Source organism: Streptomyces sp. NPDC097595, assembly GCF_044761525.1.
In the GTDB taxonomy this organism is placed as follows: domain Bacteria; phylum Actinomycetota; class Actinomycetes; order Streptomycetales; family Streptomycetaceae; genus Streptomyces; species Streptomyces drozdowiczii_A.
In genome coordinates this window covers 42,808-58,965 of the sequence record NZ_JBIWCN010000024.1, presented here as the reverse complement: position 1 = coordinate 58,965, position 16,158 = coordinate 42,808, and the positions used below count along the sequence as shown (strand labels likewise).

General features: G+C 70.9%; 11 protein-coding genes and 1 tRNA gene. 3 read left to right on the top strand and 9 right to left on the bottom strand.

Annotated features, from left to right (window positions below; all coding sequences use genetic code 11):
• Window positions 1-44: 44 nt before the first annotated feature.
• From ACIQZN_RS30180 to ACIQZN_RS30145, 8 genes are all read right to left on the bottom strand, one after another.
• Entirely contained in the window at window positions 45-917 is an 873-nt protein-coding gene (locus ACIQZN_RS30180; protein WP_404000512.1) for a Bax inhibitor-1/YccA family protein, read from the bottom strand.
• A 397-nt stretch (window positions 918-1,314) separates the two neighbouring features.
• Window positions 1,315-1,400, bottom strand: a tRNA-Leu gene (locus tag ACIQZN_RS30175).
• A 259-nt stretch (window positions 1,401-1,659) separates the two neighbouring features.
• Window positions 1,660-4,074, bottom strand: coding sequence for a glycosyl hydrolase 2 galactose-binding domain-containing protein (locus tag ACIQZN_RS30170; RefSeq protein ID WP_404000509.1), 2,415 nt, complete (start codon window positions 4,072-4,074; stop codon window positions 1,660-1,662).
• Entirely contained in the window at window positions 4,071-5,003 is a 933-nt protein-coding gene (locus tag ACIQZN_RS30165) for an ATP-binding cassette domain-containing protein (protein WP_404000506.1), read from the bottom strand. Before ACIQZN_RS30165 ends, ACIQZN_RS30170 begins: the two co-directional genes overlap by 4 nt.
• A complete protein-coding gene (locus ACIQZN_RS30160; RefSeq protein ID WP_383302908.1) occupies window positions 4,988-5,929 on the bottom strand; it encodes an ABC transporter ATP-binding protein in 942 nt (313 codons plus the stop codon). The genes ACIQZN_RS30165 and ACIQZN_RS30160 overlap by 16 nt, the downstream gene beginning before the upstream one ends.
• A gap of 36 nt (window positions 5,930-5,965) precedes the next feature.
• Window positions 5,966-6,871 (bottom strand): ABC transporter permease, encoded by a 906-nt coding sequence (locus ACIQZN_RS30155; RefSeq protein ID WP_404000502.1) that lies wholly within the window; start codon window positions 6,869-6,871, stop codon window positions 5,966-5,968.
• Window positions 6,868-7,863, bottom strand: coding sequence for an ABC transporter permease (locus tag ACIQZN_RS30150; protein WP_404000499.1), 996 nt, complete (start codon window positions 7,861-7,863; stop codon window positions 6,868-6,870). The genes ACIQZN_RS30155 and ACIQZN_RS30150 overlap by 4 nt, the downstream gene beginning before the upstream one ends.
• 131 nt (window positions 7,864-7,994) lie before the next feature.
• A complete protein-coding gene (locus ACIQZN_RS30145; RefSeq protein ID WP_404000496.1) occupies window positions 7,995-9,728 on the bottom strand; it encodes an ABC transporter substrate-binding protein in 1,734 nt (577 codons plus the stop codon).
• 221 nt (window positions 9,729-9,949) lie between these two features.
• Here ACIQZN_RS30145 and ACIQZN_RS30140 point away from each other — a divergent pair, with 221 nt between their 5' ends.
• The 3 genes from ACIQZN_RS30140 (at window position 9,950) to ACIQZN_RS30130 (ending at window position 14,565) form a co-directional block, all read left to right on the top strand.
• Window positions 9,950-10,978 carry a LacI family DNA-binding transcriptional regulator gene (locus ACIQZN_RS30140; protein WP_404000493.1) on the top strand — a complete coding sequence of 343 codons (1,029 nt, stop codon included), beginning with the start codon at window positions 9,950-9,952 and terminating at the stop codon, window positions 10,976-10,978.
• Window positions 10,979-11,186: 208 nt separating this feature from the next.
• Window positions 11,187-11,957, top strand: a complete 771-nt coding sequence (locus ACIQZN_RS30135) for an ABC transporter ATP-binding protein (protein ID WP_404000490.1) — start codon at window positions 11,187-11,189, stop codon at window positions 11,955-11,957.
• A 79-nt stretch (window positions 11,958-12,036) separates the two neighbouring features.
• Entirely contained in the window at window positions 12,037-14,565 is a 2,529-nt protein-coding gene (locus ACIQZN_RS30130) for an ABC transporter permease (protein WP_404000487.1), read from the top strand.
• A gap of 78 nt (window positions 14,566-14,643) precedes the next feature.
• Here the strand turns inward: ACIQZN_RS30130 and ACIQZN_RS30125 are convergent, their stop codons facing one another.
• On the bottom strand, window positions 14,644-15,948 hold the full coding sequence (locus tag ACIQZN_RS30125; RefSeq protein WP_404000484.1) for a class I SAM-dependent methyltransferase: 1,305 nt from the start codon (window positions 15,946-15,948) through the stop codon (window positions 14,644-14,646).
• Between the last annotated feature and the right edge of the window lie 210 nt (window positions 15,949-16,158).

Below are 16,158 nucleotides of genomic sequence, written 5' to 3'. Positions count from 1 at the left end.
TCCGGAGGGAGACCGCGGGCCGCTTCCGCGTGCGCCGGGGGCGATCAGTCGTCGCCGCTGAGGATGGAGAGCAGGCGCAGCATCTCCATGTAGATCCAGACCAGGGTCACGGTCAGACCGAAGGCGGCCAGCCAGGACTCCTCGCGCGGAGCGCCGTACGCGATGCCGTCCTCGACCTGCTTGAAGTCGAGGGCCAGGAAGCAGGCGCCGAGGATGATGCCGACGACGCCGAAGAGGATGCCCAGGCCACCGCTGCGGAAGCCGAGGCCGTCACCGCCGGCGAAGGCGGCGAACAGCAGGTTGACGACCATCAGGAGCAGGAAGCCCATGGCGGCGGCCATCACGAAGCCGTAGAAGCGGCGGGTGACGCGGATCCAGCCCATCTTGTACGCGAACAGCACACCGGCGAAGACACACATGGTGCCCATCACCGCCTGCATCACGACGCCGGGCCCGATGTACGTGCTGACCGCGCTGGAGATGACGCCGAGGAAGACACCCTCGAAGGCGGCGTACGCGAGAATCAGCGCGGGTACGGGCTTGCGCTTGAAAGACTGGACCATCGACAGCACGAACCCGATGATCGCGGCGCCGAAGGCGATGCCGTACGACTTGCCGAGGTTCGCCTCGTCGACTGGCAGGAGCGCCCAGGCGAGCGCGGCGGTGAGCACGACCGTGCCCAGCGTCATCGCCGTGCGGGTGACGACGTCGTCGATCGTCATCGCGCCGGTACGGGCGGGCGCGGGGGCGCCCGTGGGGGCGTAGGGGTTGGTCGCGTACGGGTTCGGTGCGGTGCCCTGCGCGTACGGGTTGGCACCCGCTGCGGGGGCCCCGGCCTGCGGCGCCGCGTTGAAGCCCGCGTAACCGTTGTCGCGGCTGAAGCCCCGTCGCGAGAAGACCGGGTTGCTGCTCCTCATCTCACTCCTCCATGGCCACCCAGCGTGGCCTTCCCACAAGAGTAATGGGTAGGCAAAGCTATCCGCCTAGTGCCGAAGGAGGATCTTTCCCCGGGCACCGGCCCTGCGCGGTGAGGGAGCGGGTGCGTCCGCTCACCTCCCCGGGGGGACAGGCTCACCCGGCGGACCGACCGGCCGCCTCCCGGGCCGCGCTCTCCACCCTTTCCCGGTGGCGGCGCCACCATGCCTCGTCGCCGGGCGCCGTGTCCTCGCTCCCGCGCCGCAGCCCGGTCGCCCCGTCGTGGGTGCTTCGGGAGCACGTGTGGACGAAGCTCCTGGACGAGGCGGGGTTCACTCGGATCCGCACGGTTCGAGGTGATCGTTCCGGGTACCTGATGGCTCGGGACCTGGTACGCGATGGTGCCCGGAACCGGACTTGAACCGGTACGCCCCCGAGGGGCAGCGAGGTTTAAGCTCGCCGTGTCTGCATTCCACCATCCGGGCTTGGCGCGCGGCTCCGCGTTGGCACATGACCCTATCCGGGGGGCTCGGGGTGATCAGCCGAACAGTGGCTCGATGTTGTCTTATTTATCGATCTCTTGAGTCCCCGTCAGCGCACGTCGGGGGCATACCCACATGCCCGGGCAAGATGGCGGCAGTGCGGGGGTGCCGGGCGAATTGACGGAAAGTCGCCGCACCGACACAGTCGATTCGCCAGGGGCGCGCCACCGATCGCCAGGGGCGCGCCACCTCGTGGCTGATTTTAGGTCGCGATCAGGTCGTTCACGCACCGCAGCACCGGGCGGGTCGCCAGCGCGGAGGGGTCCTCCAGCACCGCGCCCGTGACCCGGATCGTGGTGCTCTCGCCGGGCAGGAGCGTGACGAGCATGGTGTCGGCCTCGGCGTCCGGGTGGAGGCGGTCGGGGAAGAGGCAGAGGTCCCGGAGAAGGGTCTCCGCCGTGATCTCGACGCGGTACGTCCCGGCGTCCTCCTCCGTCACCGTCACCCCGTAGCGCGCCGGCGGCAGGGCGAGCGCGGGGTCCTCCTCGTAGAAGTGCAGGGTCCTGGTGTCGTCCAGGCGGGCGACGAGGAGTTCGCGGGCCGGGTCGGCCGGTGTCGCGAGCGCGGCGGGCAGCGGGACGCTCGTCGTGGCGCGGGCGGCCGTGGCCACCGGCAGGGCCTCCTCCGCCAGGACCGTGCCGTCCAGGGCGTGCCGGGTCAGGCGGAGGGTGCCCGCCCAAGGGGCCGGCGTGTCGTTGACCACGTGGACGGAGCCGTCGCGGACGGCGATCAGGTGGTCCTCGTACACCGAACGCAGCGCGTGCCAGAGCGGCTTGCGGCGGCCGTCGCCGTCGACGGCCGACCAGGAGACGACCGGCCAGCAGTCGTTGAGCTGCCAGACGATGGTGCCCATGCAGTACGGGGCGTGGGAGCGGAAGTGGCGGATGCCGAACGCGACGGCGCGGGCCTGGTTGAGCTGGGTGAGCCAGTGCCAGTCGTCGAAGTCCTCTCCGGGCTGCGGCAGATGGTCGCCCAGGCCGCGCAGCAGCTTCGCGTCGCCGTCGTCGGCCTTCTGGTGGTGGGCCAGGAGCGGGGCGTCGGGGGTGAGCGGGCCGCTGACCGCGCGGCGGAGTGTGGCATACGCGGGCGGGCCCTGGAAGCCGAACTCCGCGACGAAGCGCGGCACCCGGTCGGCGTACGCCCGGTAGTCGGCGCGGTTCCACACGTCCCAGATGTGGATCGTGCCCCGCTCCGGGTCCTGCGGGTGGGCGTCGGGGCTGCCGGAGTACGGCGAGCCCGGCCAGTAGGGGCGCGTCGGGTCGGCCTCGGCGACGATCCCGGGCAGCAGCCGGTGGTAGTAGCCGTGGCCCCATGTGCGGTCGCCGAGCTCCTTCTGCCAGCCCCAGTCGGCGTGGCCCTCCAGGTTCTCGTTGTTTCCGCACCACAGGACGAGGGAAGGGTGCGGGGCCAGCCGGACGACGTTCTCGCGCGCCTCGGCCGCCACCTCGTCCCACAGTGGCTGCTCCTCCGGGTAGGCGGCGCAGGCGAACGGGAAGTCCTGCCAGACCAGGAGCCCCTTCTCGTCGCACAGTTCGTAGAAGTCGTCGCTCTCGTAGAGCCCGCCGCCCCACACCCGGACCAGGTTGACGTGGGCGGCGACGGCCTGGTCGAGGCGGTCGGAGAGCTGCTGCCGGGTCAGGCGGGACGGGAAGCAGTCCTCGGGGATCCAGTTCACCCCGCGTACGAAGACCGGCTCGCCGTTCACGGAGATGCGGAACGCCTCCTGTTCGAGCGTGACGGCCCGGAACCCGGTGCGGAGGTGGCGGACGTGGTCGCCGACGCGGACCTCCACCTCGTACAGCGGCTGTTCGCCGTGGCTGTGCGGCCACCAGGGCTCGGCCTGCGGGACCGAGAGGCTGACGGAGACGCGGTGCTCGTCCTCAGTGAGGACGAAGAGGGCCCCCGCACCGACCACCCCGACGAAGCCCGACACCGCTTCGAGGCCGTCGTGCTCGATCTCCACCTCGGCGGTGAGGAACGGCTCGCCCTCCGGGTCCAGGTCGGGCAGCAGCTTCACGGACGCGATGCGCGGACCGCTCCACGTCTCCAGGGCGACCGGGCGCCAGATGCCGGACGTGACCAGCGTCGGGCCCCAGTCCCAGCCGAAGTTGCAGGCCATCTTGCGGATGAAGGCATACGGCTCGGCGTAGGCGCCGGGGCGGTCGCCGAGGCGGTCGCGCAGTTCCTCGGCGTAGGAATAGGGCGCGGTGAAAGTCACGTCGAGAGAATTCTTGCCCTCGCGCAAAAGATCGCGCACGGGAAGACGGTACGAGCGGTGCTGATTCGCCGTCCGGCCGATCTCGGTGCCGTTGAGTACGACCGTCGCGACCGTGTCGAGGCCGTCGAAGCACAGGGCGGCGTGGTCGTGGCCGTCCGGCGCCCAGTCGAAGGTCGTGCGGTACGACCAGTCGGTGCGTCCGATCCAGCCGAGCCGGGTCTCGTTGTCGTCCAGGTACGGATCCTCGATGAGCCCGGCGGCCAGCAGGTCCGTGTGGACGCAGCCGGGCACGGTGGCGGGGATGCCGTCGGGGATGCCTCCCGCGGGGAGCCCGGAGGGCACGGGTCCGGCCGGGTGGAGCGTCCAGCCGTCGTGCAGGGGCAGGTGGCGAAGGGTCACGCGGGGGTCCTTCCGCAGTCGGGGAGCTGGGCGCAGGCGACGAAGTGGTCCGGCTCGGTCTCGTACAGGTCGGTGGTGGCCGCCCCCGACCCCCCGGAGGAGCCGCCGTCCCCCTCGTGGAAGGCGCACGACCGTACCGGCTCCGGCGGGTCCCAGGGCTGGTTGAGGCGGGGCACGGCGGCGAGCAGGGTGCGGGTGTACGGGTGCAGGGGGTTGCCGAACACCTTCTGGGTGTCGCCGCGTTCGACCACCCGGCCCCTGCGCAGCACCACCGTCTTCTCCGCCAGGTACGTGCCGAGCGCGAGGTCGTGCGTGATGTAGAGGACGCCGAGGCCGCGTTCCTTGAGCCCGGCGAGGAGGTTGAGGACGTCGATGCGGGTGGAGGCGTCGAGCATGCTGGTGATCTCGTCGGCGACCAGGAAGCTCAGGTCGAGCAGGAGGGCGCGGGCGATGAGGAGCCGTTGCAGCTGGCCGCCGCTGAGCTGGTGCGGGTAGCGGCCGAGGACCTGTGCGGGGTCCAGGCGCACATCGCGTACCGCCTTCTCGACGCGGTCGGCCCACTCCGCGTCGCGGACGCCCGGGTGGTACGCGCGGCGGACCAGGTCGAAGACGCGGTCGGCGCGGAAGACGGGGTTGTAGCAGGAGAAGGGGTCCTGGAAGACGCCCTGGACGCGGCGGTAGAAGTCCTTGCCGGGCCGCACCCGCTGCCCGTCCAGGGTGAGGGTGCCGGAGCTGACGCCGGTGAGGCCGAGGATCATGCGGCCGATGGTGGACTTGCCGCTGCCGCTCTCGCCGATGAGGGAGACGACCTCGCCGGGCGCGGCCGTGAAGGAGACCCGGTCGACGGCGGTGACGGAGCCGCCGCCGAACGCGCCGGCCCGGTAGGTCTTGGTGACGTGGTCGAGGGTCAGCATCAGGCCTTCCAGCATGCGACGGAGTGGCGGGGGGCGATCTCGATCACCGGGGGCTCCTCGGCGCAGCGCTCGTCCGCGACGGGGCAGCGGTCGCGGAAGCGACAGCCGGCCGGGGGGTTGAGCAGGGACGGCGGGGCTCCGGCGATGCCCGTGAGGGGGCGGTCGGCGTGCCGGGCCCCGACCTCCGGGAGCGCGCCGAGCAGGAGCTTGGTGTACGGGTGGCGGGGCGCGGTCGTCAGGGTCTTCGTGGGCGCCTTCTCGGCGAGCTTGCCCGCGTACATGACCATGATCGAGTCCGCGATGTGCGAGGTGAGCCCGAGGTCGTGGGTCACGAAGATCATGCTGGTGACCAGGCCCTTGTCGCGCAGTCCGGTGAGCGCGCCGACGACGGCGCGCTGGGTGGAGACGTCGAGCGCGGAGGTGACCTCGTCGGCGATGAGGACGGACGGGTCGAGCAGGGTGGAGATCACCATGACGGTGCGCTGTTTCATCCCGCCGGACAGCTCGATCGGGTAGCGGTCCAGGACGTCGTGGTCCAGGCCCACCAGGTCGAGCCTGCGGTGCAGTTCGGCGGTGTCCACGCTCGCCCCGCGCGAGGCGAGCAGCTCGCGGATCATGCGGCCGATGCGGCGGGTCGGGTTGAGGGCGCTCATGGAGTACTGCGGGACGAGCGAGATCCGGTGGAAGCGGAAGGCGTTCATCGCCCGGTCGTCGGCCACGGGCACGTCGTCGCCGTCCAGCGTGACGGTGCCGCCCGCGTGCCGCATCCGGCCGTCGAGGCGGATCAGCGACTTGCCGAGCGTGCTCTTGCCGCAGCCGGACTCGCCGGCGAGGCCCAGGATCTCCCCGTCGGCGAGGTCGAAGGAGACGCCGTCCAGGGCCCGCACCTCACCGCGCAGGGTGCGGTAGTGGACCCGGAGGTCGGTCACGGTCAGGGTCATGCGCTCAGACCTCCCTGGGAGCGGTCGCGGTCATGGTCAGGCCTCCCGCAGCTTGGGGTTGAAGACCTCGTCGAGGCCGACGTTGGCGACGTACAGCGCTCCGACGATCGCGGTGATCCCGGCGCCGGGCGGAACGAACCACCACCACATGCCGAGTTGGAGGGCGCTCCACTGCTGGGCGCTCTGGAGCATCAGCCCGAGCGAGACGCCCTCGGTGGGGCCGAGCCCGATGAAGTCGAGCGAGGAGGCGATCAGGACCGAGCCGCCGAACAGCAGGATGAACATCATGAAGAGGTACGAGCTCATGTTGGGCGCGATCTCGCGGAAGATGATCCGCCAGGTGCCGCTGCCGCTGAGCCGGGCGAGGTCCACGAACTCGCGGGTGCGCAGCGAGAAGGTCTGCGCGCGGATGGCCCGGGCCGCCCACGGCCAGGAGGTGAGCCCGATGAACAGGCCCTGCACGGGCACCGAGCGGACCCCGAGGTACGCGTTGATGATGAGCAGGACGGCGAGCGCGGGCAGCACCAGGACGACGTTGGTGAGCATGTTGAGGATCTCGTCCACGGCACCCCCTCGGTAGCCGGCCAGGAAGCCGACGAGCATGGCGATGACGGCGGCGATGGCCCCGCCGACGACGCCGACCAGGAACGTCGAGCGCAGCCCGTGCACGAACTGCGCGTAGACGTCCTGCCCGAAGGTGGTGGTACCCATCCAGTACGTGGAGTCGGGCGGGGCGGCCTGCGGGCCGACGTATTCGTTGGGGTCGGCGTTGTCGAGGAGCGGCGGGCCGATGATCCCGACGAGCAGGAGCAGCACGACGACGGTGAACCCGATGAGCAGCTTCGGGTTGCGGACGGCGTAGTGCAGGGTCTCGCGGCCGGGCCGGGCGGCGGGGACGGAGGGCGCGGCGGGCTCGGTGGCCGGTTCGGGCACGGTGCTCATGACTGGCCTCCTGCCATGCCGGTACGGGTACGGGGGTCGACCACGACGTACACGATGTCGATGAGGAAGTTGGCGATCAGGACGCCGATGACGATGAACAGGAACGCGCCCTGGAGCAGGAAGAAGTCCTGGTTCTGGATCGCGGCGAGAATGAGCGAGCCGAGGCCGGGGTACGCGAAGACGATCTCGGTGACGAGCGCTCCGGCGACCAGGACGCCCAGTTGGAGGGCGAGTCCGGTGATCTGGGGCAGGACGGCGTTGCGGAAGGCGTAGCGGCGGATGAGGCGCTGGGGTGCGCCGAGGGCCGAGAGGTAATTGGAGTAGTCCGACTCCAGCTCGTAGATGATCATGTTGCGCATGCCGATGGCCCAGCCGCCGAGCGCGACGAGGAAGAGCGACAGGAACGGCAGCACCCAGTGCTGGAACAGGTCCGCCGCGAAGGCGAAGGACCAGGTGGGCTGGATGTCGAGGCTGTAGCCGCCGGAGAGCGGGAACCAGCCCGCCTTGGAGCCGAGCGCCCAGGCGAGGATGACGGCGATCCACATGTAGGGCATGGCGGTGAGCAGATAGCCGGCCGGGAGCACGGTGTTGTCGAGCACCTTGCGGCGGGCGGCGAGCGCCCCGGCCCAGTTGCCGACGAACCAGCTGAGCAGGACGGCCGGGATCATCAGTCCGAGCGTGTACGGGAGTGCGTCGAGCAGGACGTCGGCGACGGGTTTGGGGAACACCCAGATGGAGAGGCCGAAGTCGCCCCGGAGGAGGGCGCTCCAGAAGTGCAGGTACTGCTGCCAGACGGGCTCGTCGAAGCCGAAGAGGTTGTTGTAGTAGGCGCGCATGGCCTCGACGGCCTCGGGCTGCGAGACCCTGGCCCGGGCCACCATGGCGGCGACCGGGTCGCCGGGCATGAAGCGCGGGATCATCCAGTTGACGGTGACGGCGACGACGAAGGTCAGCGCGTAGATGAGTAGTTTGCGGGCGAAGTAGCGGCGCAAGAGGGCTCCCCGGAGAGAGCCCCGCCGTGCGGTCGGCGGTCAGGTCGGCGCGCACGGCGGGGCGGTCGTGGATTGGGAGGGGCCGGCCGGGGGAAGAGCCCCGGGGACCGGCCGCTCTCAGAACTGCCGTGTCACTTGGCGGGCTTCAGCTGTGTGAGCGCTTCAAAGCCGCCCATCTCCAGCCAGTTGCGCCACATCGCGGGGGCGTACTTGGGCGCTCCGGGCGCGTCCGAGGGCCAGTTGGTCCAGGTGCCGGTGGTGGACTGGGCCCACAGGCCGTTGTACCAGAGGGGGATGACGGGCATCTCCTTCAGCTGGATGTCCTGGATCTTGGAGATGACCTTCTTCATGCCCTCGGTGTCGTCGGTCTTCACCGCACCGAGCTGCTGGACGAGCTTCCAGGCGTCCTCGTTCTCGTAGCGGCCGAAGTTGACGGTGTTCTGCTGCTTCTGGACGGGCAGCTGGAACATGTACTCGTAGTACGTCCACGGGGTGCTGGAGAGCTGGCGCTCGTTGTTGACGACGAGGTCGAAGTTGCCCTTGCCGCGCTGTTCGTTGAGGGCGTTGGCGTCGGGGAACTCGGTGGTGATCTTGATTCCGGCGGCCTTGGCGGACGAGGCGATGACCTTCGCGGCCTCCATCCAGTCGGTCCAGCCGGTGGGCACGGCCAGCTTCAGGCTGAGCTTCGAGCCGTCCTTGTTCTCCACCAGGCCGTCGCCGTCGGTGTCCTTGTAGCCGGCGTCCGCGAGGATCTGCTTGGCCTTGGCGGTGTCGAAGGTGAAGCCCTCGCTCGCGACGAGGCCCTTGTCGATGTACTTGTCCCACTGCGGGAGCAGCCCGGTCGGGTCGGCACCCTTGACCAGGCCCCCGTAGACGCCCTTGACGATCTTCCCGGTGTCGACGGAGGCGGCGAGCGCGCGACGGAAGGCGGCGTCGTCCATCGGCTTCTTGGTGGTGTTGGGCACCAGCCAGGCGGTGTTGGCGGAGAGCATGTAGGGCGGCTCGTCGTAGTACGAGACGACCTTCTTGCTCTTGACCAGGGAGGCGGCGCCTGGCAGGAAGTTGTTGCTCAGGTCCAGCTGGTTCTGGCCGAGCTGGCCGATGACGACCTCGTTGCTGGGGTTGGACACGTCCACGATGTAGCGGGGCGCTGGCTTCATGGACAGGGCCTTCACACCCCACCAGTCGTCGCGCCGCTGCCAGACGACGCGGTCCTGGGTGTGGCTCTTGAGGGTGTACGCGCCGGTGCCGACGGGCTTGTCGTTGACGCCGTCCAGGACCTCCTTCTCGGAGCGTTTGCTCCAGATGTGTTCGGGAACGACGGGCTGCCCGTAGAGCGTGAAGTCCCACTCCTGGTAGCGGGCCTCCTTGAAGGTGAAGCGGACCGTGGTCGCGTCCACCGCCTCGGCGCCGGAGAGCCAGCTCCACAGGCTGTGGAAGGCGGACGCCTCGATCTTCCCGATCCCGTAGGAGTAGGCGACGTCCTTCGCGGTGAGGGGCTTGCCGTCGGACCACTTGATGCCGGGGCGCAGCTTCACCTCGTAGGTCTTGTCCCCGGTCCAGCTGCCGGACTCGGCGAGCCAGGGCGTGAGCTTGCCCGCGTTGGGGTCGAAGTGGAACAGGGTCTCGTAGACGAGGCCCTTGGTGCCGGTGGCGTGGTCCCAGTTGTGCAGCGGGTTGTAGTTGGCGGGCGGCCCCCACTGGGTGCCGGTGGTGTAGAGCGTCTCGTTACGGGGAAGAGCGCCGCCGCCCCCACCGCCGGTACCGCCCGAGCCGCCCGAAGAGCCGCCCCCCGTGCACGCGGTGGCGGCGAGTGCGATCACGGCGAGCGTGGCCGCGATCCGTCCCCGGAATCCCGTGCCCATCGTCCCTCCTTCTCCCCGCCGTCCCTGCCGAGCGGAGTTACTGAACCGGGTAAGTGCCGTGAAGTTAAGGCCACCTCATGCCCCTGTCAAGGGTGCGGGAGCGCTCCCATTTCCTTTACGGCACAGGCGAGTTGAGCGACGACGGCCGGTGAAGAGCGCCGTGCGCACCCTTCGAAGCGGCTAGGATGCGCACGCTGCACGAACCGGTTAAGCGAGGTCACATGCCCAAGCACCGCCCCACGATCGCCGACATCGCGGCCCGCGCCGGGGTGTCCAAGGTCGCCGTGTCCTACGCGCTGAACGACCGGCCGGGCGTCTCCCCCGCGACCCGGTCCGCCATCAAGGCCATCGCGCAGGAGATCGGCTGGCGCCCCAACAGCGCGGCCCGCGCCCTCACCCGGGCCAGGGCCGACGCGGTGGGCCTCGCGCTGTGCCGGCCCGCCCGGCTGCTCGGCGTGGAGCCGTTCTTCATGGAGCTGATCAGCGGCATCGAGTCCGAGCTCTCGCCGCGCGGCTGCGCCCTGCTCCTCCAGGTCGTCACGGACCCGGCCCAGGAGCTGGAGGTCTACCGCCGCTGGTGGGGCGAGGGCCGGGTGGACGGCGTCTTCCTCACCGACCTGCGCGGCGCCGACCCCCGTATCGAGGGCGTCGCCGGACTCGGCCTGCCCGCCGTGGCGATCGGCCACCCCTCGGCGGCCGGTCCGCTGCCCGCCGTGTGGTCCGACGACGCGGCGGCGGTCCGCGACACCTTCGCGTATCTCGCCGCCCTCGGCCACCGCTCGGTCGCCCGGGTCGCCGGGATGCCGGAACTGAACCACACCGCCCTGCGCGACCGGGCCCAGCGCGAGGTCTGCGCCGAACTGGGGCTCGGCGAGCCGGTCGTCGTGCACACGGGCTACTCGGGGGACGACGGGGCGCACGCCACGCGCCGCCTGGTGAGCTCGCCCGGGCGGCCCACCGCGATCGTGTACGACAACGACATCATGGCCGTCGCCGGGCTGTCGGTCGCCCAGGAGATGGGGCTCGACGTGCCGGGCGACCTCTCGCTCGTCGCCTGGGACGACTCCCAGCTCTCCCGGGTCGTCCGGCCCCCGCTGACCGCGCTGAGCCGCGACATCCCGGCGTACGGGAGCCTCGCGGCCCGGACCCTGCTGTCCCTGGTCACGGACGGTGGCGCGGAAGGGTACGAGGACCGGACGGCCCGCTTGGTGCCGCGGGGGTCGACGGGGGCACCTAGGCACGCTCCCTAGGCCGCGCGAAGGCGGGTGTCATACCCGAGGAGGACGCCGGCGGGTGGATCATGCGACTCAAGAGGGCCCCGGGAACGGGCACCGGGAGTGACGACCGGGGGCCGTCCGGCGGAGACGATGGAGCGGTACCCCTGACCCGGGGCCCACGCCGACGCGGCGGGCCGCCGGGCGGGCTCCGTCCCGTACGCACCCCACCCTGGAGTCTGCTGTGACCACCATGTCCACCGCTCACCGCGCCACCGCGGTGGCCGCCCGCGCCACGGAACTGTCCAAGGTCTACGGCGAGGGCGAGACCCGGGTGACCGCTCTCGACCGGGTCACCGTGGACTTCCCGCAGGGCGAGTTCACCGCGATCATGGGCCCGTCGGGCTCCGGCAAGTCCACGCTGATGCACTGCGTGGCCGGCCTCGACAGCTTCAGCAGCGGTTCGGTGCGCATCGGCGAGACGGAGCTGGGCTCGCTCAAGGACAAGCAGCTCACGCAGCTGCGCCGGGACAAGATCGGCTTCATCTTCCAGGCGTTCAACCTGCTGCCGACGCTCACCGCCCTGGAGAACATCACGCTCCCGATGGACATCGCGGGCCGCAAGCCGAACCAGGAGTGGCTGCACCGGGTCATCGACATGGTGGGCCTCTCCGACCGGCTGAAGCACCGCCCCACCGAGCTCTCCGGCGGCCAGCAGCAGCGCGTGGCGGTGGCCCGCGCCCTGGCCTCGCAGCCCGAGATCATCTTCGGGGACGAACCGACCGGCAACCTCGACTCCCGCTCCGGCGCCGAGGTCCTGGGCTTCCTCCGCAACTCCGTGCGCGAACTGGGCCAGACCGTGGTGATGGTGACCCACGACCCGGTCGCCGCCTCCTACGCGGACCGCGTCATCTTCCTGGCGGACGGGGCGATCGTCGACCAGATGATCCAGCCCACGGCCGACGGGGTGCTGGACCGGATGAAGGCGTTCGACGCCAAGGGCCGCACCAGCTGAGCCGGCCCGTACCGGCGCTTCGTACCCCTTACTCCGGCTCCTGGCTCCCCGGGCCGGCAGACACCCAGGACTGACTGACATGTTCCGTACCGCCCTGCGCAACGTGCTCGCGCACAAGGCCAGACTGCTGATGACGATCCTCGCCGTGATGCTCGGCGTGGCCTTCGTCTCCGGCACCCTGGTCTTCACCGACACCCTCGGCAACGCCTTCCGCAACCAGTCGGCCAAGAGCTACGACGACATCGCCGTCGCGGTCACCACCCAGGCCGACCAGCGCGACAAGGAGACCCCCGCCGTCGGCGAGGCCACCCTGGAGAAGATCCGAGCCCTGGACGGCGTCGCCTCCGTCACCGGCCGGGTCGACGGCTTCGCCGGGGTCGCCGACCCCGACGGCAAGCTCATCGGCAACGGCTGGTCCAACTCCGGCTCCAACTTCGCCCCCGGCAAGGACGGCAAGGACGCCGCGTACACCTTCACCGACGGCAGCGGCCCCGCCGAGCCCGGCTCCATCGCGCTGGACCGCGACACCGCGGAGAAGGGCGAGTACCAGGTCGGCGACAAGGTCCGCGTCGCCACCAACGGGCCGGTGAAGGAGTACACCCTGTCCGGGGTCTTCACCACCGAGGACGGCGCGGTCAACGCCGGCGGCAGCCTGGTCCTGTTCGACACCCCGGTCGCGCAGAAGCTGTTCCTGCGCCCCGGAGAGTTCAAGGACGTCTCCGTCACCGCCGCGCCCGGCGCCTCCGACCAGAAGCTGCTGGCGGCCGTGAAGCCGCTGCTGCCGAAGGACGCCGAGGCCAAGACCGGCGCGGCGCGCGCGAACGAGCAGGCCGAGGACATCGAGGCGGGGCTCAGTAGCCTCAACAAGCTGCTGCTCGCCTTCGCCGGGGTCGCCCTCTTCGTCGGCGTCTTCCTGATCGCCAACACCTTCACCATGCTGGTCGCCCAGCGCACCAAGGAGCTGGCCCTGATGCGCGCCGTCGGTGCCTCGCGCCGCCAGGTCAAGCGCTCGGTGCTCCTGGAGGCGGCCGTGGTCGGCCTCATCGCCTCCGTCGTCGGCTTCGCCGTGGGTCTCGGCCTCGCGACCGGACTGCGCTCCGCGATGAGCCTGCTCGGCGGCAAGATCCCGGCCGGTCCGCTGGTGATCGCCCCCGGCACCGTGATCGCCGCGTTCGCCGTGGGCGTCCTGATCACCGTGATCGCCGCCTGGCTGCCCGCCCGCCGGGCCGCGAAGATCCCGCCGGTCGCCGCGATGAACAGCGCGCACGCGGTGGCCACGGTCAAGTCCCTCGTCGTACGCAACACCATCGGCGGCATCATCACGCTGCTGGGCACGGCGGCGATCGTCGGCGGCGCGGCCAAGGGCGGTTCGGACGGGCAGCTGCTCGTCGGGGGCGGCACGTTCCTCGCGCTGATCGGCGTCATCGTCCTCATCCCGCTGCTGTCCCGTCCGGTGATCGCCCTGGTGCGCCCGCTGCTGCGGCGGCTGTTCGGGGTCTCCGGCAAGCTGGCCGCGCAGAACGCCGTCCGCAACCCCCGGCGCACCGGTGCCACCGCGTCCGCGCTGGCGATCGGCCTCACCCTCGTCACCGGGATCTCGGTCCTCGGCGTCACCCTCGGCCAGGCGGTCGACAAGGTGACCACGGACAACATCAAGGCCGACTACATGGTCTCGATGGCCAGCGGTGACGCGCTCGACGAATCGGCGCTGACCGCCCTGGAGAAGGCGAAGGGCGTCACCGCCGCCTCGCCCCAGCAGGCCGTCTGGCTGACGATCGGCGGGCAGGGCGTCTCGGCCTCCGGCGTCACCCCGGGCGACGTGCAGCAGGTGCTCACCGTCGACACCGTCGCGGGCTCCCTGGACACACTGGAGAAGGGGCAGATCGCGGTCGCCGAGAAGACCGCGAAGTCGCACGGCTGGAAGCCCGGCGACACCGTCGCGGTCACGTACGGGGACAAGAGGAAGGAGACGCTGAAGGTCGGCGCGCTCTACAAGGACAACGAGTTCCTCTCGCCGGTCCTGGTCCCCCGCGCCACCGTCGCCCCGCACGAGGGCAAGGGCGACATCCGGGAGGTCTGGGTGAAGACGGACGGCGGCGCGAGCGCGGCCAACGAGCAGGCGCTGGTGGACGCGCTGGGCGACAACCCGGGCATGAGCATCATGGACCGTCAGGACATCCGGGACATGTTCGGCGGCGGCGTCAACCTCGCGATGAACATCATGTACGGCCTGCTCGGCATGGCCCTGATCATCGCGGTGCTCGGGGTCGTCAACACCCTGGCCATGTCGGTGTTCGAGCGCCAGCAGGAGATCGGCATGCTGCGGGCGATCGGCCTGGACCGTCGCCGGGTGAAGCGGATGATCCGGCTCGAAGCGGTGGTGATCTCGCTGTTCGGCGCGCTCGTCGGCATCGGGCTCGGGCTGTTCCTCGGCTGGGCGATCGGGCAGACCGTCGCCGAGAGCATCCCGCAGTACGTGCTGGTCATCCCGTGGAGCCGGATCGGGATCTTCCTGCTCCTGGCAGGACTGGTCGGCGTGCTCGCCGCCCTGTGGCCCGCCCGCAGCGCCGCCAGGCTCAACATGCTGACGGCCATCAAGACCGAATAACGGGAGCGGTACGCACGGAAGGGGCCGGTGTCCGCGGACGCCGGCCCCTTCCGTGCGTACTCCCGTGCTCTACGTCGCTCAGGCGGTCGCGTCGGCCTTCCAGTCGCGGGCGCGCAGCGGCATGCGCGAGGCGCCGTCCGTCTCCGGGCGCACCGCCAGGATCTGGTTGACCCCGATCTTGTTGCGCTCGAAGGAGAGGGCGGACGCGGCCATGTAGAGCCGCCAGACCCGGGCCCGGCCGGGCGAGACCATCTTCACGGCGCTCCCCCAGCCCCGTTCCAGGTTGGCGACCCACTGGCGCAGGGTCAGCGCGTAGTGTTCGCGCAGCGCCTCGACGTCCCGGGCCTCGAAGCCCGCCTCCTCCAGGAGGCCGAGGGTCCGGCCGACCGGGGCCAGCTCCCCGTCCGGGAAGACGTACGCGTCGATGAACGCGTCGATCTCGTACGCCGACTCGTCCCGCTCCGGGCGGCGCCCGATCTGGTGGTTGAGGAGGCGCCCGCCGGGCTTGAGGAGGGCGAAGAGGTCGTCGGCGTACTCCCGGTAGCGGACGGAGCCGACGTGCTCCGCCATGCCGATGGACGAGATCGCGTCGTAGGGCCCGTCGCGCACGTCCCGGTAGTCCTGGACCCGGATCTCCACGCGGTCGGTCAGGCCCTCGTCCGCGATGCGCTTCCGTGCGTAGGCGGCCTGTTCGGTGGAGAGGGTGACGCCGGTGACGCGGGCGCCGTACTCGCGGGCGGCGTGGATGGCCATGGAGCCCCAGCCGCAGCCGACGTCCAGCAGGCGGTCGCCCTCCTTCAGGGCCAGCTTGCGGCAGACCAGGTCGAGCTTGTCGCGCTGGGCGCCCTCCAGGGTCCCGGCGTCCTCCCAGTAGGCGCAGGAGTAGACCATGGACGGCCCCAGGACCAGTTCGTAGAAGTCGTTGCCCACGTCGTAGTGGTGGCTGATGGCCTCCTTGTCGCGGCGTCTGGTGTGCAGGGGGCCGCTGCGGCGGCGCACCTCCTCGGGCGGAGGGGCGGGCGGCAGCCAGGGCCCGGAGAGCTTCAGCAGGTCCGCGGCGGCGGCGCGCGACTTCGGGTCGCGCAGGGCCTGGAGGCCGCCCGGCGCGTCGGTGGCGCGCTCCCAGATGAGCCCGGCCATCAGGTCCAGGGCCTCGTAGAGGTCGCCCTCGACGTCGAGTTCGCCGGCCACCCAGGCGCGGGCCAGGCCCAGTTCGCCCGGCTTCCACAGCAGCCGGCGCAGGGCCCGGCGGTTCCTGATGACGAGGACGGGGGCCCCGGGCGGTCCGGCTTCGCTGCCGTCCCAGGCCCGGACGCGGACCGGTAGGGGTTGGCCCAGCAACTGCTGGGCGAGAGCGGTCAGCCGCAATGCGGCGTCTGCCATGGCGCACACCTCCGTGACGGTGTTTCCCGACGTGACCGGACATGCCCACACATGTCCCGGACCACGCCCCGGCACCCGGGGCGCCTTGGCGTGGTACATCCCCCACAACAGTCTGCGGCGGCCCGGCCATCCCGCTACCGGGCAAGGGATCGGCAAAATGCATGCACGGCACACGCATCCGCCGGGGGTGCGGCCCGTGCCGCGCCCCCC

Excerpts from the sequence above, each read along its gene's own strand:
- ACIQZN_RS30160 (WP_383302908.1), bottom strand. The coding sequence starts at position 5,929 with ATGACCCTGACCGTGACCGACCTCCGGGTCCACTACCGCACCCTGCGC.
- ACIQZN_RS30180 (WP_404000512.1), bottom strand. The coding sequence starts at position 917 with ATGAGGAGCAGCAACCCGGTCTTCTCGCGACGGGGCTTCAGCCGCGAC.
- ACIQZN_RS30130 (WP_404000487.1), top strand. The coding sequence starts at position 12,037 with ATGTTCCGTACCGCCCTGCGCAACGTGCTCGCGCACAAGGCCAGACTG.
- ACIQZN_RS30140 (WP_404000493.1), top strand. The coding sequence starts at position 9,950 with ATGCCCAAGCACCGCCCCACGATCGCCGACATCGCGGCCCGCGCCGGG.
- ACIQZN_RS30165 (WP_404000506.1), bottom strand. The coding sequence starts at position 5,003 with ATGCTGGAAGGCCTGATGCTGACCCTCGACCACGTCACCAAGACCTAC.
- ACIQZN_RS30125 (WP_404000484.1), bottom strand. The coding sequence starts at position 15,948 with ATGGCAGACGCCGCATTGCGGCTGACCGCTCTCGCCCAGCAGTTGCTG.
- ACIQZN_RS30155 (WP_404000502.1), bottom strand. The coding sequence starts at position 6,871 with ATGAGCACCGTGCCCGAACCGGCCACCGAGCCCGCCGCGCCCTCCGTC.
- ACIQZN_RS30145 (WP_404000496.1), bottom strand. The coding sequence starts at position 9,728 with ATGGGCACGGGATTCCGGGGACGGATCGCGGCCACGCTCGCCGTGATC.